Consider the following 21,119-nt stretch of genomic DNA (forward strand, 5'->3'; position numbering starts at 1 on the left):
TCTGGTGCTCCGAGGACGGGAGAGGCGATGCCCACAGCGGTGGTGACCGGAGCGGCGTCCGGGATCGGGGCGGCGACCGCGCGGAAACTCGTGGAAGACGGCTACCGCGTGCTAGGCGTCGACATCGCCGAGCTCCCCGACGGCGTCACGCCGGTCCGGGGTTCGGTGAGCGACGAGGCGACCTGGGCGGCCATCGGCGAAGTGGACGCCCTGGTCAGCAACGCCTACACGCCCAGCACCGGGCCGCTGCACGAGATCGGCCGGGCCGAGTGGCAACGCCAGCTCGACGTCAACCTGACCGGTACCTACCTCGCCGTGAAGGCGTGCCTGCCGTCGCTGCGGGCCCGGCGCGGCGCGATCGTGCTGGTCTCGTCGGTGCACGCGCACTTCGGCCTGCCGGGCCACCCGGCGTATGCCGCGAGCAAGGGCGCGCTCGTCGCGCTCGCCCGGCAGCTGGCCGTCGAGTACGCACCCGGGGTGCGGGTCAACTCGGTGCTGCCGGGGCCGGTGCTCACCGAGGCCTGGAACCGCATCTCGCCCGAGGACCGCGAACGCAGCGCGCGGGCGACGCCGGCGGGCCGGCTCGGCGACCCGGCCGAAGTCGCGAACGTGATCGCGTTCCTGCTGTCGGCCGCCGCGTCGTTCGTCACCGGGGCCGAGCTGACCGTCGACGGCGGCTGGTCCGCCGCCAAGGATTCCGCGTAGAAAGTGGGGGACCCGGGTGAAGATCACCGCGATCGAAACGTTCCTGGTCGCGCCGCGCTGGCTGTTCCTCAAGGTCAGCACGGACGAGGGGATCAGCGGCTGGGGCGAGCCGGTGGTCGAGGGCCGCGCCGCGACCGTGCGCGCGGCCGTGCACGAGCTGTCCGAGCTGCTCGTCGGCCAGGACCCGCTGCGCATCGAGGACCACTGGCAGGTGCTGCGCCGCGGCGGGTTCTACCGCGGCGGTCCGGTGCTCTCCAGCGCCCTCGCCGGGTTCGACCACGCGCTGTGGGACATCGCCGGCAAGGCCCGCAACGCGCCGGTGCACGAGCTGCTCGGCGGCCCGGTCCGCGACCGCGTCCGGGTCTACAGCTGGGTCGGCGGCGACCGCCCGGCCGGCATCCGCGAAGCCGTGACGGCTCAGGTCGAGGCCGGGTTCACCGCGGTGAAGATGAACGTCGCCGGCCCACTGACGGCGATCGCCTCCCCGGCCGAGGCCGAAGCCGCGGTGGCACGCGCGTGGGAAGCGCGCGAGGTGCTCGGCCCGCACCGCGACCTCGCCATCGACTTCCACGGTCGCGTCTCGCCCGCGATGGCGCGCCGGCTGGTGCGCATGCTGGAGGACGTCCAGCCGATGTTCGTCGAGGAGCCAGTGCTCCCGGAGACCCAAGGCGACGCACTGCGCGCGGTCGTCGAGGCGTCGACGGTGCCGATCGCGGTCGGCGAACGGCTGTATTCGCGCTGGGAGTTCAAACCGGTGCTCGACGCCGGCGTCGCGGTCGTGCAGCCCGACCCGTCGCACGCCGGCGGCATCTCCGAGCTGCGGCGGATCGGTGCGCTGGCCGAGATGTACGGCGCTTCGCTGGCCCCGCACTGCCCCCTTGGCCCCATTTCGCTGGCGGCGTCGCTGCAGGTCGCCTTCGCGACGCCGAACTTCCTGATCCAGGAACAAAGTGTGGGCATGCACTACCACGAGGGCCGGGAACCCACGTACCTCGCCGATCCGTCGATCTTCGCCTTTCAGGACGGTTACGCGGCCCGGCCGCCCAAGCCCGGCCTCGGAATCGAAGTGGACGAAGAAGCCGTCCGCCGGGCTGACGAAACCGGGCACAGCTGGCGGTCGCCGGTGTGGCGCCACGACGACGGTGGCTTCGCCGAGTGGTGAAACCCCGGGCCGCTACCGCGCTGACCTGCGCAGGTATCGTGAGGGCGTGACGGACAAGCCCCGCATTCCGAACGTGCTCGCCGCCCGCTACGCCTCGGCGGAGCTGGTCTCGCTCTGGTCGCCGGAGCAGAAGGTCGTCCTGGAACGACAGCTCTGGCTGGCCGTCCTCAAGGCCCAGCGCGACCTCGGCGTCGAGGTGCCGGACGGCGTCGTCGAGGCCTACGAGCGGGTGCTCGAGCACGTCGACCTCGAGTCGATCGCCGCCCGCGAGCGCGTCACCCGCCACGACGTCAAGGCGCGCATCGAGGAGTTCAGCGAGCTCGCCGGGCAGGAGCACGTCCACAAGGGCATGACCTCGCGCGACCTCACCGAGAACGTCGAGCAGCTGCAGCTGCTCCGGTCCCTCGAGCTCGTGCGCACCCGCGTCGCCGCCGTGCTGGCGCGGCTGGCCGCTCTCGCCGTCGAGCACGCCGACACCGTCATGGCCGGGCGCTCCCACAACGTCGCCGCCCAGGCCACCACCCTCGGCAAGCGGTTCGCCGCGGCGGCCGACGAGCTGCTGGTCGCCTTCGAGCGGCTCGACAACCTCATCGAGCGCTACCCGCTGCGCGGCATCAAGGGCCCGGTCGGCACCGCGCAGGACATGCTCGACCTGCTCGGCGACGAGTCCACTTTGGACCAGCTCGAAGACCGCGTCATGCAGCACCTCGGCTTCGGCCGCCGGTTCGTCAGCGTGGGCCAGGTGTACCCGCGCTCGCTCGACTTCGACGTGCTGTCCACTGTGGTCCAGCTCGCCGCCGCGCCGTCCAGCCTGGCCAAGACCATCCGGCTGATGGCGGGCCACGAGCTGGTCACCGAAGGCTTCAAGCCCGGCCAGGTCGGCTCGTCCGCCATGCCGCACAAGATGAACACCCGCTCGTGCGAGCGCGTCAACGGCCTCGCCGTCGTGCTGCGCGGCTACCTGTCGATGATCGGCGAGCTGGCCGGCGACCAGTGGAACGAGGGCGACGTCTCCGACTCGGTCGTCCGCCGGGTCGCGCTGCCGGACGCGTTCTTCGCGCTCGACGGCCTGCTGGAGACGTTCCTCACGGTGCTCGCCGAGTTCGGCGCCTTCCCGGCGGTGATCGAGCGTGAGCTCGATCGCTATCTGCCGTTCCTCACCACCACGAAAGTGCTCATGGCGTCGGTCCGCGCCGGCGTCGGGCGTGAGACGGCCCACGAAGCGATCAAGGAGCACGCGGTCGCCGTCGCGCTCGAGATGCGCGAAGGCCGCGCGGAGAACGACCTGCTCGACCGCTTCGCGGCCGACGAGCGCCTCCCGCTCGACCGCGGTGAGCTGGACAAACTGCTCGCCGACCGGATCTCGTTCACCGGCACGGCCGGGCGTCAGGTCGCCCAGGTGGCCGAGCGCGTCGCGCAGATCCTCGAGCGGTTCCCCGAGGCCGCGGGCTACGCGCCGCAGCCGATCCTGTGAGCTGACACACGAGTCCACGGACTGGAACGAATCCACTCGAACGGGCGAAATCCCTAATCTCGATCGCTGACCACGGAGCGCTGCCGGGCGCTTGTCCTCACCATGGAAGAAGCGATGAGATCCACGCTGTCCAAGATCGCCGCCGTCCTGACCGCGGGCGCGCTGACGTTGACCCTCGCCGCCTGCGGTGGCTCCGACCCGGGGTCGACCACCCTGCGCGTCGGGACGCTGAGCGACGCCCCGCCGTCGATCTACCTGGAGAACGGCCGGTTCACCGGCTACGACAACGAGCTGCTGCGCGACATCGCCAAGCGTGAAGGCTTCGAGGTCGAGTTCGTCGGCACCGAGTTCGCCAGCCTGCTCGCCGGCGTCGCGGGCGGCAAGTTCGACATCGGCAGTTCGACGATCTCGAGCACCGAGGCGCGCAAGAAGACGGTTGCCTTCTCCAACGGCTACAACACCGGCTTCACCACGATCGTCACGGCGAAGGGCGCGAACCTCAAGGACGTCGCCGCGCTGGGCGGGAAGCGCCTCGGCGTGGTCCAGGGTTCGGTGCAGGACGAGTTCGCGGGCAAGGTCGCCGGTGCCCAGGTCGTCCGCTTCCCCGACTACAACGCGGGCTTCGCGCAGCTGAAGAACGGCACCCTCGACGGCTGGGTCGTGCCGCAGGACATCGGGCAGAAGTACCTGGACCAGAACCCGAACGTCCCGCTGGAGCTCGGGTACACCGTCGAGGACAAGGACACCCCGTCGGCGTTCGCCGTGGCCAAGAAGAACACGGACCTGCTGAACAAGCTCAACGACGGCCTGGCGAAGGCGATCGCGGACGGCACGGTCGCCCGCATCTACGGGCAGTTCTACAAGAACACGCCGCTGTCGAAGGAACTCCAGCAGGGCGGGCCCGGCCTGCCCGTGAAGAACCTGGGTGCGTGACATGAAGAAGCTGATCGTCACCGCACTGGCCGCCGCCCTCACGCTCACCGCCTGCGGTGGGTCGGACAGCGCTTCCGCGACCCTGCGCGTGGGTACGCTGAGCGACGCGCCGCCGAACATCTACCTCAAGGACGGCAACTACACCGGCTTCGACAACGAGCTGCTCAAGGCCATCGCGGTCAAGCAGAACCTGAAGCTGGAATTCGCCGCCACCGACTTCTCCGCGCTGCTCGGGCAGGTCGCGTCGGGCCGCTACGACATCGCCAGCTCGGCGATCGCGCAGACCGACGAGCGCAAGAAGACGGTCGACTTCTCCGCGGCCTACGACTTCGAAACGATGAGCATCCAGGCCAAGCAGGGCACGCCGATCACCGACGAGAAGGGCCTGGCAGGCAAGCGCGTCGCCGTCATCCAGGCGACCGTCGGCGATCACTGGCTGACCGGCACGGTGCCCGACGCCCAGGCCGTGCGCTTCCCCGACTACGCCGCCGCGCTGACCGCGTTGAAGAGCGGCGCGGTCGACGCGTACATCCTGGACCAGTCCATTGCCGAGAAGAACGTCACCGACAACCCGGACGCCAAGCTGGTCGTCGTGAAGAGCTTCGTCACGGACGTGCCGCACGGTTTCGCGGTGAAGAAGGGCAACACCGAGCTGCTGGGCAAGATCAACGACGGGCTCAAGCAGGTGATCTCCGACGGGACCTGGCTTAAGCTGCACCAGCAGTTCCTGCCGACCGCTCCGGTGCCGGCCGGGTTCCAGGGTTAGGAGAAGCATGAAGAAAACACTGGTCACGGCGCTCACCGCGACCCTGCTGGCCGCCCTCACCGCGTGCGGCGGCTCGGACAGCGGCGACGGGAAGACCCTGCGCGTCGGCACGCTCAGCGACTCGAAGCCGAACGCCTACCAGGAGAACGGCAACTACACCGGCTTCGACAACGAACTCCTGAAGGCCATCGCGGCCAAGGAAGGCTTGAAGCTCGAGTTCGCCGCGACGGAGTTTTCCGCGCTGCTCGGCCAGGTCGCGAACGGCACGTTCGACATCGGCAGCTCCGCGATCTCGCAGACCGACGCCCGCAAGAAGACCGTCGACTTCTCGGCGCCGTACAACTACCAGGCCCTCGGCATCGAAGCCAAGGAGACCGCCGGCATCACCGACGAGAACTCGTTGGCGGGCAAGCGGATCGGCGTCGTCCAGGGCACGGTCTCCGACAGCTGGCTCGGCTCGAACGCGCCGACCGCGCAAGCCGTCCGGTTCCCCAACGACGCCGCCGCCCTCAACGCCCTCAAGACCGGCGCGATCGACGGCGCGGTGTTCGACCAGGCCACCGCCGAGGACTACGCCAAGAACAACCCGGACGCGAAGCTCAAGGTGACCAAGGCGATCACCACGACCATCCCGCACGGATTCGCCTTCCGGAAGGGCAACACCGAACTGATCGGCAAGATCAACGACGGCCTCAAGAAGGTCATCGCGGACGGCACCTGGGTCAAGGTGCACGACCAGTTCGAGCCCACCGCGCCCGTGCCCGCCGAGTTCAAGCCGGGGCAGTAGTCCACAATGGACGACTTCGTCAACACGTTCCTCGACTGGGACTACATCTCCCAGGTCCTGCCGGACCTGCTGAAGACCGGTCTCCTGAACACGCTGATCCTGTCCGTGTCCTCGGCGCTGATCGGCACCGTGGTCGGCATGGTGCTCGCGGTGATGGGCCTGTCCACCAAGTGGTGGCTGCGCTGGCCCGCGCGGGTCTACACCGACATCTTCCGCGGCCTGCCCGCCATCCTGACGATCCTGCTGATCGGCCAGGGGCTCGGCACGCTCGCCCGGGACGTCGTCGGCACGAACCCGTACCCGATGGGCATCCTCGCGCTGTCCCTGATCGCCGCCGCCTACATCGGCGAGATCTTCCGGGCCGGCATCCAGAGCGTGGACAAGGGCCAGCTGGAAGCCAGCCGCGCGCTCGGGATGAGCTACACCAAGTCGATGCTGCTGGTGATCATCCCGCAAGGCGTCCGGCGGGTGCTGCCGGCGCTGGTGAACCAGTTCATCGCGCTGGTCAAGGACTCCAGCCTCGTCTACGTGCTGGGGCTGCTGTCCGGGCAGCGCGAACTGTTCCGGATCGGCCAGGACCTCGCGGCCAACACGGGCAACCTGTCGCCACTGGTCGCCGCGGGCGTGTTCTTCCTCGTGATCACCGTGCCGCTGACGCACCTGGTCAACTACATCGACAAGAAGCTCCGGACCGGCCGCAAGGTGCGCGCCGACGAGCCGGGCGACGGAGACGAGCTGGACCTGGTCGCCAGCGGGAAGGTCAGCTCGTGACGACGGCGGTGCGTTCGTCCAGCGTGGAGCTACGGGACATCCACGTCAGCTTCGGCACGCTCGAAGTCCTGCGCGGGGTCGACCTCCACGTGGAGAGCGGCAAGACGACGTGCGTCATCGGCCCGTCCGGCTCCGGCAAGTCGACGCTCCTGCGCTGCGTGAACCGGCTTCAGGAGCCCGACTCCGGCGACCTGCTGCTCGACGGCGAATCGGTGATCAGGTCCGACCCCGACGCCCTGCGCCAGCGCGTCGGCATGGTGTTCCAGCACTTCAACCTCTTCGGCCACCGAAGCGTGCTGGACAACATCGTGCTGCCCCTGCGCAGCGTGAAGAAGCTGAGCAAGGAGGAGGCGTCGGCGATCGCCCGCGCCCGCCTGGCGGAGGTCGGTCTCGCGGACAAGGCACCGTACCGGCCGAGCGCGTTGTCCGGTGGACAGCAGCAGCGCGTCGCGATCGCGCGGGCGCTGGCGATGGACCCCGAGGTGATGCTCTTCGACGAGGCCACCAGCGCCCTTGACCCCGAGCTGGTCAAGGGCGTGCTGAAGCTGATGGCGGGCCTGGCGTCGCGGGGGCTCACCCTGATCGTGGTGACGCACGAGATGGGCTTCGCCCGCAGCGTCGCCGACGAGGTGGCGTTCATGGACGCGGGCCGCATCGTCGAGCAGGGACCGCCGGCGCAGCTCTTCGACGAGCCCCAGAGCCCGCGCCTGCAGCGGTTCCTTTCGCAGGTGCTCTGAGCGTTCGGTGATTGCGCGGGACGCCGCCGGCTGACACGGTGACCCGATGCTGAACGAGGTGGCCGACGGCGTTTGGGTCCGGCAGAGCGAGTGGGTCTGGAGCAACACCACGGTGGTGCGCGGGGAAGCCGGGCTCGTCCTGGTCGACCCCGGCATCGAGGGTGCCGAGCTGGCCGGGCTCGCCGACGACCTGGACCGGCTCGGCATCCCGGTGGTCGCCGGGTTCTCCACCCATCCGCACTGGGACCACCTGCTCTGGCACCCCCGCTTCGGCGACGTCCCGCGGTACGCCACCGCCGCCGGTGCCCAGGCGGCCGGCGAAGCCCGCGAGCGGGCGCAGGCGATGGCGGCGGAGAGCGCGTCAGGCATCCCGCTCGACCTGATCGGCCGCCTCACCCCGCTGCCCGCGGACGGCGGAGGGGTGCCGGGCGAGATCATCGAACACGACGCGCACGCCGTCGGCCACGCCGCCGTCCTGCTCGCCGACCGCGGAGTCCTGCTCGCCGGCGACATGCTTTCCGACGTCCTGATTCCGCTCCTCGACCCCCGCCGCCCCGGTCAGGAAAGCGTCTACCCGGCGGCACTCGACCGGCTCGAGGAGGCTGCCCGGCACGTCGACGTCGTGATCCCCGGCCACGGCGCCGTGGCCACGGGACCCGAGGTGGCGGCCCGCTTCGCCGCTGACCGGGCCTACCTCGACGCGGTGCGGCGCGGCGAGGAGCCGGCCGACGAGCGCTGGGGCCGGCGCGCGTAGCGGCGCCCCGAAAAGAAGACGCTTCGGCGGCCGCGGCCCGAGTAGCCTGCGGAGATGGCGAGAATCGCTCGGCTGACCTACTACCCGGTCAAGTCCTGCGCGGGCACCGACGTGCCGTCCGCCCAGGTGACCGAAACCGGGCTCGCGCACGACCGCGTCTTCCAGGTCATCACGCCGGACGGCGACATCCTCACCCAGCGGCCGCACCCGGTCATGGCGACCGTCCGGCCGCAGGTGATCGGCGACAGGCTCGCGCTGTCCGCCCCCGGCCGTGAAGACGTCGTCTTCGCCATCCGGCGTGACGGCCCGCGGCGCCCGGTGTCGATGCTCACCTGGCACGGCGAAGGCGTCCGGCAGGATCCCCGGGCCGACGAGTGGTTCTCGGACCTGCTCGGGCGGCCTGCCGAACTGATCGGCGTCACGCCCGACCACGACCGTGTCAGCGGTGGTGAGTTCCCGGGCCGGGCCGCGTTCGGCGACGCACACGCCGTACTGCTCGCCTCGGAGTCCTCTTTGGACACTTTGAACGAGCGGATCGCGGCCGCCCAGGGCGAACCCGTTCCGATGGACCGCTTCCGCCCCAACATCGTCATCGCCGGCTGGGCCGAACCCCACCGGGAGGACGAAGCCCGGGAGCTGGAAGCGGGCACCGCGATGTTCGGTTACGCCGAGAAGTGCGTCCGCTGCACGGTCCCGATGATCGACCAGGAGACCGGCGCGAAGGCCGGCCCCGAGCCGATCCGCACCCTCGCGACCTACCGGCGTGGCCCGACCGGCGGTGTCGTCTTCGGCATGAAGGCCGCGGTGCTGCGGCCGGGTCAGGTCGCCGTCGGCGACGAGGTGATCGTGCACTCCTGGGCCGGCCCGAGCCCGAGCACGGCCGCCGCCGAGCCGCCGTTCACGGCGACGGCGAGGCGTCCGGCCGAATCGGTGTAGAGCACCGGCGAACCGGCGGGCACGTCGGCGAAGGTGCGCCCGAGCACCGTGGTCACCGCCACGCGCTCGCTGTGCACGGAAACCGCACCGGAGAGGCCGGAGAGCTCGAGGTCCGCCGGGGTCGCCGCCAGCTGGACGTTCCCGAAGTGGTCGACCGTCAGCACCTCCGACACGAGCTTGCCGGGGAAGGCGGCGACGAACGGCTCCGGCATCGCGACCAGGCCGTCCACCGGGTCGCCGAAGTCCGACGGCGCAACCCCCAGCGCCAGGTGCGCGGCCGCGGGCGCGAAGACGTCCCGCCCGTGGAACGTCGCCGACGTGGCCGGCAGCCGCAGCGACGGCTCCGCCAGCTCGTAGGCCGCCCGGACCCCGCCCAGCGCCTGAGCGGCGGGCAGCAGGAGGCCGTTGTCCGGCCCGACCAGCAGCCCGTCCTCCGCGACGACGACCACGCCGAGCCGGGCCGTGCCGACCCCCGGGTCGACCACGGCGACGTGCACCGATTCCGGCAGGTAGGGAACCGTCTGGGCCAGTGCCATCGCCCCGTGCCGGATGTCCTGGGCGGGCACTTCGTGGGTCACGTCGATCACCCGCACCGCGGGCGCCAGCCGCGCGATCACGCCGTGGCAAGCCGCCACGAAGCCGTCGCGCAGGCCGTAGTCGGTGGTCACCGAGATCCAGTCGTACGCCATGCGAGCATCATCCATGGTGGCGGAGGGTGCCCGTTAGGGTTCAGCGCGTGACACCCCTCCCCATCCCCGAGCGGCTCGCCACCGGCAAGGTCCGCGACCTGTTCGCCGTGGGCGACGACCACCTGCTGGTCGTCGCCTCCGATCGCATCTCCGCCTTCGAGCGCGTCTTCCCCACCTCGGTCCCCGGCAAGGGCCGCGTGCTCACCGCGATGAGCGTGTTCTGGTTCCGCGAGCTCGCCGACGTCCTCCCGAACCACCTCGTCGCCTGCGACGGGCCGCTGATCCCGGAGTCCGTCCGTGGCCGGGCGCTGCTGGTCGAACGGCTCGACATGCTGCCGGTGGAGGCGGTCGTCCGCGGCTACCTCACCGGCCGCGGGTACTCGGACTACCGCCGGTCCGGAGAGGTGTGCGGGCTGCCGCTGCCGGGCGGGCTGGCCGAGTCGGCGCGGCTGCCCGAGCCGATCTTCACGCCGTCCACCAAAGCGCGACCGGGCGAGAAGGACGAGAACATCGACTTCGACACGTGCGTCTCGGTGCTCGGCCGCGCGCTCGCCGAGGAGGTCCGGGAGGCGTCACTGGAGCTCTACCGCCGGGGCGCCGCGCGCGCCGCGGAGCAGGGCCTGCTGCTGGCCGACACGAAGTTCGAGTTCGGCATCGGGGCCGGCGGCGGGCTCGTGCTGGCGGACGAGCTGCTCACCCCGGACTCGGCCCGCTACTGGCTCGCCGACGGTCACCGGCCCGGCATCCCGCAGCCGTCGTTCGACAAGCAGCACGTGCGTGACTGGCTCGTCGGCCCGGCGTCCGGGTGGGACTGCGTGTCGCCGCTCCCGCCGCTGCCACCCGAAGTGGTGACGGCCACGCGCGACCGGTACATCGAGGCGTACCACCGCATCACCGGGCTTTCGCTGGCAGACTGGCCTCGTGATCCTGCTGATCTGCGGCAGCCTGCGAGCCGGCTCGGGCAATGCGGCGGTGTTGGGGACCGTCGCGACCCTCACCGTGAGCAAGACGTACACCGGCCTCGGCGACCTGCCGCACTTCAACCCCGATGACGACCGCGACCCGCTGCACCCCGAGGTCGCTTCCCTGCGTGCCGCGATCAAGGAAGCCGACGCGGTCCTGATCTGCACGCCGGAGTACGCGGGCGGGCTGCCGGGCTCGTTCAAGAACCTCCTCGACTGGACGGTCGGCGGTGGCGAGCTGTACGGCAAGCCGGTGGCGTGGATCAACGCCTCCTCGATCGCGGCGCCGACCGGCGGCCGGGACGCGCACGACTCCTTGCGCAAGGTCCTGACCTACGCGGGCGCGAAGATCGTGGAAGAGGCGTGCGCGCGGATCCCGGTCTCGCGCGCGGACGTCGCCGACGGCCAGGTGGCCGACCCCGACCTGCGCGGCCGGATCGCGGTGGCGGTCATGCACCTGCGGGCCGCCGGCTGAGCTTTACGGCAACGGTCGCCCGCCCGTTCTGCGCAGTTCACGGGAGTGTCAGCCGCGTGCGTCCCAATGGAGGCCGTGGACGCTCGCTTGCTGGTTTCGCTGTCGGGAATCACCCCGCGCACGCTGCACCGGTGCGCCGACCTCGCGGCCGAGCTCGACCGCCGCAAGGTGCCGCTCTCGGTGCTGTACGCCGCCCGCACCGGCGACGGCCCGGTGACGGAGTGGGTGCGTACCCGCGCCCGCCGCGGTGATTCCGTGCTGCTGCACGGCTACGACCACACCGTGACGCCCACGCACCGCACGGTGTACCTGGGCAAGCGGGCGGAGTTCGCGACCCTGCCGGCGCACGAGGCACGCCTGCGGTTGATCGCGGCGAAGGCCGCGCTGGACAACGCGGGGTTGTCGGCCGACGGCTTCGCGCCGCCGCGCTGGATCGCCTCCCAGGGCACACTGCAAGCACTGGCGGAGCACGGTTTCCGGCTATGCGCGGACCTCGGCGCGGTGCGGGACCTCGTCACCGGCGAGGTCCGCCGCGCGCGGGTCCAGGAGTTCACGAGCCAGTCGCACCGCACCGAGACGGTGCGCTGCTTCGCGCTGGTGCTGGCGGCCGCGCGGTCGGCTCGCCGGGGCGGGCTGGTCCGGCTGGGGGTGGATGCCACGGACCTGACCCGCCCCGGCCTCCGCCAGGCCCTGCTCGACGCGGTGGACGTCGCCCTGGAGAACCGCGCGTTCGGCGCGACGTACGGTTCGCTGCGCGCGATCGCGGCCTGAACGGCCGCGGGGCCACGCTTCACTCTGGAGTTGTCAAACACCGCCCCTGCCGGGGTTGGCGCTCGTTCGTGACCGAGTGCGCCGGGCTCGGGTCGAGGAGCACGTCGAGCCGGCCGAAGGCCACGTCGACCGCCGGAACGAGCGCGGCCGCGTCGGTGCCGGCGAGCCGGCTGCCCGCCTGGTAGCAGGCCACGGCGAGCTGCGCCGCCAGCACCGCGACCTCCCTGGGCGTGCCGCGCTCCAGCAGTAGCGCTTCGCCCAGCTCGGCGAACCGCTGCAGCTTCCGCGCGCTGCGGTCCTTGAGCTCCGGGTTCTGCTCCACCAGCCGCTGGTGCATCTCGTAGTGCGCGTCTTCGGCCGCTTCCGCGCACACCTCGAGCACCAAGGCGCGAACCTGCCCCAGAGCCGCCGGAAGACTCTGTGGTGCCTCGTCGGGCAACGCCCGCTGCCGCTCCGCCAGCTGGTTCAGCAACTGCTGCTCATCCGCAAACACCACCTCCTGCTTGTCGCCGAAATACCGGAAGAACGTCGTCCGCCCCACCTCTGCGCGCTCCGCGATGTCTGTGACCGTGACCTCGGTGAAGCCGCGCTCCGCGAACAACTCGAAGGCGGCCTCGACGATCTGCTCACGAGCCTGTTTCTGCTTGCGCTCCCGCAGTGAGGGGCGTTTTTCCATGTCTCCAAGGTAGCGGATCCGGTATCGAGTGCGCTACGGTACTGAGTACCAATTCGAATCGAGTACCCGATCGAGTGACGAGGGATGGGACCATGACCGAACCGGCGAAGACGCTGCTCATGACGGGCGCGAGCCGCGGGCTGGGCCGGGCGGCGGCCGAGCGGCTGCTGCGCGACCGGCCGGACCAGCTGTTGCTCGTCTTCGTGCGCGGGGAGGAGGCTGGTCACCGGCTCGCCCGGGACCTGGCCGCGCGCACGGGGAACGCGAACGTCCGGGCGGTTCCGTGCGACCTCGGCTCGCTGGCGGAAGTGCGCGCGGCCGCGGAAACCGTGCGGAAGCTGCTCGACGAGCGGGAGATTCCCCCGCTGGCGGGTGTCCTGGCCAACGCGGGGGTGCAAACGGCGTCGGCCACGAAGGCGACGGCGGACGGGTTCGAGGCGACGTTCGGCATCAACGTCCTGGCGAACTACCTGCTGCTCCGCCTGCTCGCGGACAGGCTGGAGCCGGGCGCGCGCGTCGTGATCACGGGCAGCGAGTCGCACTTCGGCGACTTCCGGCACAACATGGGTCTCGTGCCGGCGCCACGGTGGGCCGATCCGCGAAGCCTCGCCAAGCCGGGCACCGGCCCCGAGGCCGAGGCCGAGACCGTGACCGCGGGGCGGCGGGCCTATTCGACGAGCAAGCTCGGCGTGCAGTACCTGGTGCACGCGCTCGCGAGGCGGCTTCCGGGCATCGACGTCTACGCCTACACCCCCGGGCTGGTGCCCGGCACGGGCCTCGTCCGCGACGCCGGCGCGATCCAGCGCTTCGGCTTCCGGTGGCTGCTCCCGCTGCTGTGGGCGACGCCCATCGCGTCCAGCCCGAAGGCCGCGGGCGCCGGGCTGGTCGCGGCCATGACCGTGTCCCGGCCCGCCGAGTCGGGGGCGTACCTCGACCGCGGCCGGGTCGTGCCGTCGTCGGCGGAGTCGTACGACAAGGAGCGGGAGGAGGAGCTGTGGCAGCGCGCGGCCGAGTTGTGCGGCGTGCCGGTCGGTTCGTGACCGGCACGCCCGGTGGCCTAGAACTTCGCGGGTTCGCCCCGGTCGAGCACCTTGACCTCGGTGCCTTCGGGCGCGAGGTTCCCGAACAGGCCGTAGTGCATGGCCGGGCTGGCGAGCACGGCCTCGTGGATGGGAACGGCCACCCGCGGCGCGACCGCTCGCAGGTAGTCGACGGCTTCGCCGGCCTTCAGCCACGGCGCGCCGGTCGGCAGGCCCAGCACGTCGATCTTCTGGTCCGGCACGAAGAACGAGTCGCCGGGGTGGAAGAAGGCGCCGTCGTCGAAGACGTACCCGATGTTCGGGATCACGGGGATGTCGGCGTGGATGACGGCGTGTTCCCCGCCGACGGCCTTGATCGAGGTGTCCCCGACGGCGAAGGCGTCCCCGACGTTGGCGACGTCGAATTCGAGGCCCAGCTTCTCGACCTCGGGCGCGGACCCGGGATCGACGATCAGCTTGGCGCCCGGGTTGGCTTCGAGGACCCCGGGCAGCCGTTCGACGTCGAGGTGGTCGAAGTGCTGGTGCGTGATGAGCACGGCGGACAGCTCCCGCTCACCGTCGAAGCCGGTGGAGAACTTGCCCGGGTCGATCAGGATCCGCTCGGAGCCGGTCTCCAGCAGTACGCAGGCGTGTCCGAAATGGACGATACGCATCGATGGTTCTCCTTTGCGAGTGAACAACTCCAGCCTAGTCCCGCTCAGAGCTTCCCGGTGAGCAACGCGTCGCCCAGCTCCGTCCGCCGGTACAGCACCCGGTGTCCACGTCGCTCCGAGGCCAGCAACCCCGCTCCGCGCAACGCTGTCAGGTGCGCCGAAACCGTGGCCGGCGCCAGGTCGTGCCGGCGGGCCAGTTCGGTCGTGGCCGCCGGGCGGTCGAGGGTCGTCAGCAGCAACGCCCGAGTCCGGCCGAGGATTTCGGCCAGCGGTTCCGGCGGGGCCGCGGACGAAGTCCACAGCGCGGCCACGCCGCGAGCCGGGTACAGCAGCGAAACCTGCCACGGCGGCACCGTCACCACGCCCACGTTCGGCCAGGCGAACACCGCCGGAATCAGCAGCAGGCCCCGCGAGTCGATCGAAAGCCGTTCCCGGGCCCGGACGTCGACCAGCACCGACGTCCCCGACAATCGGACGCGCGGGTGGAGCTCTGCCAGCATGCCTGCGAGCCCGCCCGAGCCGAGCTGCCGCGTCCGGAACGCGATGTCCGCCGCCAGCAGCTCGCGCAGGCGGGGCCACTCGGGGGCGAGCAGGGCGTTCCACACCGTCTCGAGCTGGCCGGCGAGCAGGTCGCGCGCGGCCGCCGGGTCGGCGGGCAGGTGGGAGAGGTCCGCGTCGACCATGCCCAGTTCCAGCGCCACCTGCGCCGGCGGCGTCGCGCGGACCACCTCGAGCTGCGCTTCGGCGGTCGTCTCCGGACCATCGGGCGGCGGGCTCAGGAACTCGGTGATGTAGTGCCGGGCGCTCAGGACCGCGGCCAGCTCGGGAACGTCGGGCACGCCGGACAGCCACGGCAGGTGCGTCGGGTGCGCGCGGACGCCGAGCAACGTCTGGATCGCGCCGAGGACCTCCTCCAGCGGCGAGATCGCGAAGCGGACGCGTTGCGCACCGGCCGCCGTCAGGACCAGCTCGATCATGACTGATTCGCTCTCACCCGAATCAGTGTGCCGCAAGGCCGAGGCGCGCGAGCGTGTGCGCATGTCGTTGTTCACCCACCGCGCGTACTGGCGCTGGTCCGCGGGCGTCCAGTTCGCCCGGCTGCCGGCGACCATGGCGCCGCTCGCGTTCACCCTGCTGACCACCGCCACGACCGGGTCCTACCGGCTGGGCGGCGTGCTGATGTCGGTCTTCGTCGTCGCCGAGATGGCCGGCGCCGTGCCGGTCGGGCGGCTGCTGGACCGCGTCGGCCCGGCCCGCGGCCTCCCCGCGTTGCTGCTGGTCACGGCCGTCGGGTTCGTCGTACTGGCCGTGGCGGCCGCGAACCGCGCGCCGAACGCCGTGCTGCTCGCGCTCGTCCTCCTGCCCGGCGTCTTCGCGGGCGCGTTGTCCGGCGGCTTCCGGACGCTGCTGGCCGACACGGTCGACGACGCGCTGCTGCCTCGCGCGATCTCCGTCGACGCGATGATTCTCGAGGGCGTGCTGATCGGCGGCCCGGCGCTGGTCGCGCTGCTCGACCTGGCCGGCACGTTCGTCCCGGTCGCCGCCATGGCCGTCGCCTGTGTGGCGGCTGCCGTGCTCGTCCCGCGCCGCGCGGCTGAGCCCGATCGGGCGGAATCCGGCGACGACGTCCCGGCGGCACGGCTCATCACCTACCTGCCGTGGCTGGCCTGCGCGTTCACCGTCGGGCTCCTGCTGTCGACGATCGAGGTGGCGCCGCTGCCCCTGGTCCAGCGCCTGGGTGCGCCGGCGACCGCGGCGCCCGTGGTGATCGCCGTGCTGAGCGGGGCGAGCATCGCAGGCAGCGCGCTCTACGCGTGGCGGGGGAAGACCGGCGACCCGCGGCTGTTCCTCGGCGGGTTCGTGGCCGGGGGCCTCGTGCTCGCCGCCGACCTCGGCTGGCCCGGGTTGCTCGCGTCGGTGGCCGTCATCGGGGGGTGCACCGGGCCGCTGGTGGCGGCGACGTCGGTGAACCTGCAGCGTCTGCTGCCGAAAAACCGCAGGTCAGCGGGGTTCTCGCTGAGTTTCACCGTGCAGGCGTGCGGTTTCGGGCTCGGCTCGCTGGCGGTCGGCGTGCTGCCGTTGTGGCTCGCCCCGGTGTTCGGTGCCTTTGCCGCGGCGATCGCCGGTGGAATGCTGGTGGTGAAGCCCGCACGAGCTATTGGCACAGTGTCAGTAACGTCGTAACCTGGGCCTGACCCCTCGACCTACGGGAGACGCCGATGACTGCCGTCCAGCCGAAGCCGACGACGGTCGGCGAGACCTTCGACTCGCTCAGCCCGGCGACCGACGAGGTGGTCGGAACCTACCCGATCCACACCGCGGAGGACGTCAAGGCGGCTGTCGAACGGGCGCGCGTCGCGGCGGAGTGGTGGGCCGGCCTGGGCTTCGCCGGGCGCGCCGAGCGGCTCAAGAGCTGGAAGGGCGTGCTGACGCGGCGGCTGCCGCAGCTGTGCCAGGTGGTCCGCGACGAGACCGGCAAGCCGATCGCCGACGCGCAGCTGGAGAGCGTCCTGGCCATCGAGCACATCGCGTGGGCGGGCAAGCACGCGAAGAAGATCCTCGGCAAGCAGAAGCGCTCGGCGGGCCTGCTGATGTCGAACCAGGCGGCGACGGTGGAGTACCAGCCGCTGGGCGTCGTCGGCGTGATCGGCCCGTGGAACTACCCGGTGTTCACGCCGCTGGGCTCGATCGCGTACGCGCTCGCGGCGGGCAACGCGGTGGTGTTCAAGCCGAGCGAGTACACGCCGGGCGTCGGCAAGTGGCTGGTCGACGCGTTCGCCGAGATCGTGCCGGAGCACCCGGTGCTGCAGCTGATCACCGGCTTCGGTGAGACGGGCGCGGCGCTGGTCGCCGCGGGTGTCGACAAGATCGCGTTCACCGGCTCGACGGCAACGGGCAAGCGCATCATGGCGGCGGCGGCCGAGACGTTGACCCCGGTGGTCATCGAGGCGGGCGGCAAGGACCCGGTGCTGGTCGACGCGGACGCCGACCTCGACGCGGCGGCGGACGCCACGGTGTGGGGCGCGTTCTCCAACTCGGGCCAGACGTGCATCGGCGTCGAGCGCGTGTACGTCCACGAGAAGGTCCACGACGAGTTCGTGGCGAAGGTGGTCGAGAAGTCGAAGGACGTCCGCGCGGGCTCGGACGAGGCGGCCCAGTACGGCCCGGTGACGATGCCGTCCCAGCTGGGCGTGATCAAGCGCCACATCCAGGACGCCCTGTCCCGCGGCGGCAAGGCGGTGATCGGCGGCGAGGACGCGGTGGGCGACCGGTACGCGCAGCCGACGGTGCTGGTCGACGTCCCGGAGGACTCCGAGGCGGTGAAGGAGGAGACCTTCGGCCCGACGGTGACGATCGCGAAGGTCCGTGACATGGACGAAGCGGTGGAGCGCGCGAACAGCACGAAGTACGGCCTGGGGTCGACGGTGTTCTCGAAGTCGCGAGGCGTGGAGCTGGCGGAGAAGCTGCGCACGGGCATGACGGCGATCAACGCACCGCTGTCGTTCGCCGGGATCGCGTCGCTGCCGTTCGGTGGCGTGGGTGACTCGGGCTTCGGCCGGATCCACGGCCCGGAAGGGCTGCGCGAGTTCGCCCGCACCAAGGCGATCGCCCGTCAGCGCTTCACGGCGCCGCTGACGCTGACATCGTTCAGCCGCAAGGAATCGACGGACGCGCTGGTCGCCAAGCTGGTGACCATCCTCCACGGAAAGCGCTGATCGACCGACACCGAAGGCCGCCTCGGGTTTACCCCCGATGGCGGCCTTCGTCGATTCGCGGAAACGAATGCGCGAATTGCGTTTCAACGATATCTGGTCCGCGATTTTCCCGGATTTCCGCGCGAAGCGCTGAAGAACTACGTATGCCGCTGACCTGCGGAAACAAAAGTGTAAGACTCTCGGCGGGGTAACTCGAAAGGTGCCTTTTCCCGCCGAAGGAGCACACTGTGAACTCGTCCCGCATCCGCCGATGACGATTTCGGCTCCCGCTCGCCCCAGCCCTGCGGTGGCCGCGCCCATCGTCGTCATCGCGGTATTCGGAATCACGCTCGGTATCACCTACCCGCTGCTGGCGCTGCTGCTCGAACAGCGTGGCCTGCCGAGGGGCGTCGTCGGGGCGAACGGCGCGATGACCCCGCTGGGCATGGTCCTGACGGCACCGCTGATCCCCCGCCTGCTGCGGGTCGTCTCGCCGTGGCGGGCGATGGTGACCGCCTCGGTCGCCATCGCGGTCCTGCTCGCCGTCCTCGCGACCTCCGACGACCTCGCGCTGTGGTTCGTGGTGCGGTTCGCCGTCGGCTCCTGCTCGGTCACGATGTTCGTCCTCGGCGAGACGTGGATCTGCGAGGCCACTGCCGGGCCGCGACGGGGACAGCTGGTCGCCGCCTACACCTCGGTGATGGCGCTGGGATTCGCGGTCGGGCCCGCCGTCATGGCGGTGGCCGGCACCGATCCGCTGGTCCCGCTCGCGGTCGCCGTCGCCTGCCCGCTGCTCGCGGTGGTGCCGCTGTGGGCGGCGCGGGCCCGGGTACCGCGGATGGTGTCGAGCGGCGCGATTCCGGTCCGGAGCCTGCTGGCCAGGCTGTCGGTGCTGCTGGTGGCGGTGGTGTCGGTGTCGGTGTTCGACGGCGTCACGCTGCAGTTCCTGCCCGGTTACTTGCTCGGTGAAGGGCTTTCCCCGCGGTCGGCCGCGCTGTCGCTGACGGTCCTGCTCGTCGGGCAGGTCCTGTTCCAGTACCCGCTTGGCCGGCTGGCGGACCGGATCGGCCCTCGAAGGGTGCTGGTCCTTTCGCTGTCCGCCGGCGCGGCCGGGGCGCTGGCGCTGCCCTGGGCGGTGGGGGTGCCCTGGGTGTTCTGGCCGCTGGTCGCGGTGTGGGGCGGGCTGGCCTTCGCCGGGTACCCGCTGGCGCTCACCATGCTGGGTGCGGGGCTGGAAGGTGCCGGCCTGCTGCTGGGCAACACGGCGTTCGCCATCGTCTGGGGGCTCGGCGGGATCGCCGGCCCCCCGTACTCCGGCGTCGCGATCGATTGGCTCGGTCACGTGGGCATGCCGCTGTCGCTGGCGACGCTCTGGCTGCTGGCCTTGGCGGTCCTCGCCGTGGCCGGGCTCCGCACCCGCGGAACTGTCGGTACCCGCCGCTAAACTGGATACCGGGGGCCGCGGCCCGCCCTCATCGCCCCCGAATCAGGTCCGCCGCCTTCTCCGCCACCATGATCGTCGGCGCGTTGGTGTTCCCCCGCGGCACCACCGGCATCACGGACGCGTCGGCCACCCGCAGTCCCTCCACCCCCTGCACCCGCAGCTGCGGATCGACCACCGACCCGATCGAGCAGGTCCCGACCGGGTGATAGAGCGTCTGCGTCTTCTCCCGGATGTGCTCCGCCAGCTCGGAATCACTCAAGTCGTGCCGCAACGGCAGGAACGGCTTGTCCAGGAACCGCCGCAACGGCCCCACCTGCCCGATTTCGATCAACGCCCGCAAGCCCGCGATCATCGTCTCCATGTCGCGCGGCTCGGCGTAGTAGGCCGGGTCGATTTCCGGCTTCCACAACGGATTCGCGGACTTCAGCCGCAGCCGGCCGCGGCTGGCGACGTCCACCAGCGTCGCCGCGGACGTGAACCCGGGAACCGTCGGCTCGCGCAAACCGTTGTCGTAGAACAACGTCGGCGCCACGTGGATCTGCATGTCCGGCGCCGGCAGCCCGTCCGTGGTCGGGTAGAACGCGCCCGCCTCGCCGATGTTCGACGTCAACGGGCCGCGTCGCGTAAGCTGGTAGCGCGCCAACCCGAAAAGCGAGGCCGCGTCGACCAGGTCGGTCGTGTCGCGGGTCGACCAGATGATCCCGCACGCCGGGTGGTCGTGCAGGTTCTCGCCGACGCCCGGCAGCGCGGCGACGACGTCGATGCCGAGTTCGCGCAGGTGCTCGGCGGGGCCGACGCCCGACACCATCAGCAACTGCGGCGAGTTGACGGCACCACCCGAAAGAATGACCTCGGCCGACGCGTGCACTGTCTGCTCCACGCCGTTGTCCAAATAGGACACGCCAACCGCGCGGGTGCCCTCGAAGACGACGCGGGTGGCGGGCGAGCACGTTTTCACGGTCAGGTTCGGCCGCGAAAGCGCCGGGCGCAGGTAGGCGTCCGCGGTGGACCAGCGGCGGCCCTTCTTGCACGTCACCTGGTAGACGCCGGCGCCTTCCTGGCTCTCGCCGTTGAAGTCGTCGGTGCGCTTGAGTCCCCACGCGACGGCCGAATCGACCCAGGCGTGCGAAAGTTCGTGGGTGAACCGGCGGTCCTCGACGTGCAGCGGCCCGTCCGTTCCGTGCAGCGGCCCGCCGAGCCGCTGGTTGCCCTCGGCGCGCTTGAAGTACGGGAGGACATCGTCCCAGCCCCAGCCCTCGGCGCCGTGTGAATCGCGCCAGCCGTCGTAGTCGGCGCGGTTGCCGCGGATGTAGATCATCGCGTTGATCGACGAACAGCCGCCCAGCATCTTCCCGCGCGGCCAGTACGACGTCTTGCCCGTGTGCTTCTGCTCGACCGTCTCGTAGTTCCAGTCCCACTTGGTCTTGAACAGCGACGCGAACGCGGCCGGGATGTGGATCTCGTCCGCGGTGTCCGCCGCGCCCGCTTCGAGGAGCAGGACCTGGGCCGCCGGGTCTTCGGTCAACCGGTTCGCCAGCACGCAGCCCGCGCTGCCGGCGCCGACGATGACGTAGTCGTAGGAGTCTTGGACGGCCACGGTGCCTCCTGTTGGCGAGGTGTCAACGACTCATCATGGCGCAGCGCCGCGCCCCGGGCCAGTCTAGGTTTCCCGGTGGGCCCCGCCAGGGG

The 21,119-nt window shown here is 71.1% G+C and carries 22 protein-coding genes; 17 read left to right on the top strand and 5 right to left on the bottom strand.

The features are described 5' to 3' along the window. Positions 1-27 precede the first annotated feature (27 nt). The 10 genes from I4Q55_RS03410 to I4Q55_RS03455 all read left to right on the top strand — a co-directional run bounded on the left by I4Q55_RS03410 (position 28) and on the right by I4Q55_RS03455 (position 9,025). Entirely contained in the window at positions 28-705 is a 678-nt protein-coding gene (locus I4Q55_RS03410) for an SDR family NAD(P)-dependent oxidoreductase (protein WP_206784484.1), read from the top strand. Positions 706-721: 16 nt separating this feature from the next. Next, positions 722-1,867: a galactonate dehydratase gene (gene dgoD, locus I4Q55_RS03415; RefSeq protein WP_206784485.1), complete on the top strand. Its 1,146-nt coding sequence runs from the start codon at positions 722-724 to the stop codon at positions 1,865-1,867. A gap of 46 nt (positions 1,868-1,913) precedes the next feature. Continuing rightward, positions 1,914-3,341, top strand: coding sequence for an adenylosuccinate lyase (gene purB / locus I4Q55_RS03420; protein WP_206784486.1), 1,428 nt, complete (start codon positions 1,914-1,916; stop codon positions 3,339-3,341). A 114-nt stretch (positions 3,342-3,455) separates the two neighbouring features. After that, positions 3,456-4,274 (top strand): ABC transporter substrate-binding protein, encoded by an 819-nt coding sequence (locus I4Q55_RS03425; protein WP_206784487.1) that lies wholly within the window; start codon positions 3,456-3,458, stop codon positions 4,272-4,274. Position 4,275: 1 nt separating this feature from the next. After that, positions 4,276-5,040, top strand: coding sequence for an ABC transporter substrate-binding protein (locus I4Q55_RS03430; RefSeq protein ID WP_206784488.1), 765 nt, complete (start codon positions 4,276-4,278; stop codon positions 5,038-5,040). 7 nt (positions 5,041-5,047) lie between these two features. Next, entirely contained in the window at positions 5,048-5,827 is a 780-nt protein-coding gene (locus I4Q55_RS03435; protein WP_206784489.1) for an ABC transporter substrate-binding protein, read from the top strand. A 6-nt stretch (positions 5,828-5,833) separates the two neighbouring features. Continuing rightward, the gene (locus I4Q55_RS03440) at positions 5,834-6,598 is read left to right on the top strand and encodes an amino acid ABC transporter permease (protein ID WP_206784490.1); all 765 of its coding nucleotides are present in this window, start codon (positions 5,834-5,836) and stop codon (positions 6,596-6,598) included. Further along, entirely contained in the window at positions 6,595-7,335 is a 741-nt protein-coding gene (locus I4Q55_RS03445) for an amino acid ABC transporter ATP-binding protein (protein ID WP_307793098.1), read from the top strand. Before I4Q55_RS03440 ends, I4Q55_RS03445 begins: the two co-directional genes overlap by 4 nt. Positions 7,336-7,381: 46 nt before the next feature. Then, entirely contained in the window at positions 7,382-8,089 is a 708-nt protein-coding gene (locus tag I4Q55_RS03450) for an MBL fold metallo-hydrolase (protein ID WP_206784491.1), read from the top strand. A 54-nt stretch (positions 8,090-8,143) separates the two neighbouring features. Beyond that, positions 8,144-9,025: an MOSC domain-containing protein gene (locus I4Q55_RS03455; protein WP_206784492.1), complete on the top strand. Its 882-nt coding sequence runs from the start codon at positions 8,144-8,146 to the stop codon at positions 9,023-9,025. Here the strand turns inward: I4Q55_RS03455 and I4Q55_RS03460 are convergent. Continuing rightward, entirely contained in the window at positions 8,908-9,714 is an 807-nt protein-coding gene (locus I4Q55_RS03460; RefSeq protein WP_206784565.1) for an S-adenosyl-l-methionine hydroxide adenosyltransferase family protein, read from the bottom strand. The two genes, I4Q55_RS03455 and I4Q55_RS03460, sit on opposite strands and share 118 nt — an antisense overlap. 47 nt (positions 9,715-9,761) lie before the next feature. On the opposite strand from I4Q55_RS03460, the gene I4Q55_RS03465 reads away from it, so the two are divergent. The 3 genes from I4Q55_RS03465 (at position 9,762) to I4Q55_RS03475 (ending at position 11,922) form a co-directional block, all read left to right on the top strand. Beyond that, complete coding sequence (locus I4Q55_RS03465; RefSeq protein ID WP_206784493.1) at positions 9,762-10,766, top strand: phosphoribosylaminoimidazolesuccinocarboxamide synthase; 1,005 nt, start codon at positions 9,762-9,764, stop codon at positions 10,764-10,766. Then, positions 10,687-11,151 (top strand): NADPH-dependent FMN reductase, encoded by a 465-nt coding sequence (locus I4Q55_RS03470; protein WP_206784494.1) that lies wholly within the window; start codon positions 10,687-10,689, stop codon positions 11,149-11,151. The genes I4Q55_RS03465 and I4Q55_RS03470 overlap by 80 nt, the downstream gene beginning before the upstream one ends. A gap of 66 nt (positions 11,152-11,217) precedes the next feature. After that, positions 11,218-11,922 carry a DUF2334 domain-containing protein gene (locus I4Q55_RS03475; protein WP_206784495.1) on the top strand — a complete coding sequence of 235 codons (705 nt, stop codon included), beginning with the start codon at positions 11,218-11,220 and terminating at the stop codon, positions 11,920-11,922. 19 nt (positions 11,923-11,941) lie between these two features. Here the strand turns inward: I4Q55_RS03475 and I4Q55_RS03480 are convergent, their stop codons facing one another. Beyond that, positions 11,942-12,598: a TetR/AcrR family transcriptional regulator gene (locus I4Q55_RS03480; protein ID WP_206784496.1), complete on the bottom strand. Its 657-nt coding sequence runs from the start codon at positions 12,596-12,598 to the stop codon at positions 11,942-11,944. A 119-nt stretch (positions 12,599-12,717) separates the two neighbouring features. Between I4Q55_RS03480 and I4Q55_RS03485 the strand changes: the two genes are divergently transcribed. Further along, entirely contained in the window at positions 12,718-13,638 is a 921-nt protein-coding gene (locus tag I4Q55_RS03485) for an SDR family NAD(P)-dependent oxidoreductase (protein WP_374194441.1), read from the top strand. 17 nt (positions 13,639-13,655) lie between these two features. Here I4Q55_RS03485 and I4Q55_RS03490 read toward each other — a convergent pair whose 3' ends face one another. Then, positions 13,656-14,291 (bottom strand): MBL fold metallo-hydrolase, encoded by a 636-nt coding sequence (locus tag I4Q55_RS03490; RefSeq protein WP_206784498.1) that lies wholly within the window; start codon positions 14,289-14,291, stop codon positions 13,656-13,658. Positions 14,292-14,335: 44 nt separating this feature from the next. Beyond that, positions 14,336-15,268, bottom strand: a complete 933-nt coding sequence (locus I4Q55_RS03495) for a DUF5937 family protein (RefSeq protein ID WP_206784499.1) — start codon at positions 15,266-15,268, stop codon at positions 14,336-14,338. 61 nt (positions 15,269-15,329) lie between these two features. Here I4Q55_RS03495 and I4Q55_RS03500 point away from each other — a divergent pair, with 61 nt between their 5' ends. The 3 genes from I4Q55_RS03500 to I4Q55_RS03510 all read left to right on the top strand — a co-directional run bounded on the left by I4Q55_RS03500 (position 15,330) and on the right by I4Q55_RS03510 (position 19,430). Further along, the gene (locus I4Q55_RS03500; RefSeq protein WP_206784500.1) at positions 15,330-16,475 is read left to right on the top strand and encodes an MFS transporter; all 1,146 of its coding nucleotides are present in this window, start codon (positions 15,330-15,332) and stop codon (positions 16,473-16,475) included. A gap of 35 nt (positions 16,476-16,510) precedes the next feature. Then, positions 16,511-18,007, top strand: a complete 1,497-nt coding sequence (locus I4Q55_RS03505; RefSeq protein WP_206784501.1) for an aldehyde dehydrogenase family protein — start codon at positions 16,511-16,513, stop codon at positions 18,005-18,007. Between the two features lie 250 nt (positions 18,008-18,257). Continuing rightward, a complete protein-coding gene (locus tag I4Q55_RS03510) occupies positions 18,258-19,430 on the top strand; it encodes an MFS transporter (protein WP_206784502.1) in 1,173 nt (390 codons plus the stop codon). Positions 19,431-19,458: 28 nt separating this feature from the next. On the opposite strand, the gene I4Q55_RS03515 is transcribed toward I4Q55_RS03510, so the two are convergent. Further along, entirely contained in the window at positions 19,459-21,027 is a 1,569-nt protein-coding gene (locus I4Q55_RS03515; RefSeq protein ID WP_206784503.1) for a GMC family oxidoreductase, read from the bottom strand. Positions 21,028-21,119: the final 92 nt, after the last annotated feature.

The sequence above is a fragment of the Amycolatopsis sp. MtRt-6 genome (genome assembly GCF_017308975.1).
Taxonomy (GTDB): Bacteria; Actinomycetota; Actinomycetes; order Mycobacteriales; family Pseudonocardiaceae; genus Amycolatopsis.

Bases quoted from the DNA above. Each gene is read 5' to 3' on its own strand.
- I4Q55_RS03425 (WP_206784487.1), top strand. From the start codon at position 3,456: ATGAGATCCACGCTGTCCAAGATCGCCGCCGTCCTGACCGCGGGCGCG.
- I4Q55_RS03450 (WP_206784491.1), top strand. From the start codon at position 7,382: ATGCTGAACGAGGTGGCCGACGGCGTTTGGGTCCGGCAGAGCGAGTGG.
- I4Q55_RS03455 (WP_206784492.1), top strand. From the start codon at position 8,144: ATGGCGAGAATCGCTCGGCTGACCTACTACCCGGTCAAGTCCTGCGCG.
- I4Q55_RS03440 (WP_206784490.1), top strand. From the start codon at position 5,834: ATGGACGACTTCGTCAACACGTTCCTCGACTGGGACTACATCTCCCAG.
- I4Q55_RS03435 (WP_206784489.1), top strand. From the start codon at position 5,048: ATGAAGAAAACACTGGTCACGGCGCTCACCGCGACCCTGCTGGCCGCC.
- I4Q55_RS03475 (WP_206784495.1), top strand. From the start codon at position 11,218: ATGGAGGCCGTGGACGCTCGCTTGCTGGTTTCGCTGTCGGGAATCACC.
- I4Q55_RS03500 (WP_206784500.1), top strand. From the start codon at position 15,330: ATGTCGTTGTTCACCCACCGCGCGTACTGGCGCTGGTCCGCGGGCGTC.
- I4Q55_RS03490 (WP_206784498.1), bottom strand. From the start codon at position 14,291: ATGCGTATCGTCCATTTCGGACACGCCTGCGTACTGCTGGAGACCGGC.
- I4Q55_RS03495 (WP_206784499.1), bottom strand. From the start codon at position 15,268: ATGATCGAGCTGGTCCTGACGGCGGCCGGTGCGCAACGCGTCCGCTTC.
- I4Q55_RS03460 (WP_206784565.1), bottom strand. From the start codon at position 9,714: ATGGCGTACGACTGGATCTCGGTGACCACCGACTACGGCCTGCGCGAC.
- I4Q55_RS03480 (WP_206784496.1), bottom strand. From the start codon at position 12,598: ATGGAAAAACGCCCCTCACTGCGGGAGCGCAAGCAGAAACAGGCTCGT.
- I4Q55_RS03485 (WP_374194441.1), top strand. From the start codon at position 12,718: ATGACGGGCGCGAGCCGCGGGCTGGGCCGGGCGGCGGCCGAGCGGCTG.
- I4Q55_RS03510 (WP_206784502.1), top strand. From the start codon at position 18,258: ATGACGATTTCGGCTCCCGCTCGCCCCAGCCCTGCGGTGGCCGCGCCC.
- I4Q55_RS03410 (WP_206784484.1), top strand. From the start codon at position 28: ATGCCCACAGCGGTGGTGACCGGAGCGGCGTCCGGGATCGGGGCGGCG.
- I4Q55_RS03505 (WP_206784501.1), top strand. From the start codon at position 16,511: ATGACTGCCGTCCAGCCGAAGCCGACGACGGTCGGCGAGACCTTCGAC.
- I4Q55_RS03430 (WP_206784488.1), top strand. From the start codon at position 4,276: ATGAAGAAGCTGATCGTCACCGCACTGGCCGCCGCCCTCACGCTCACC.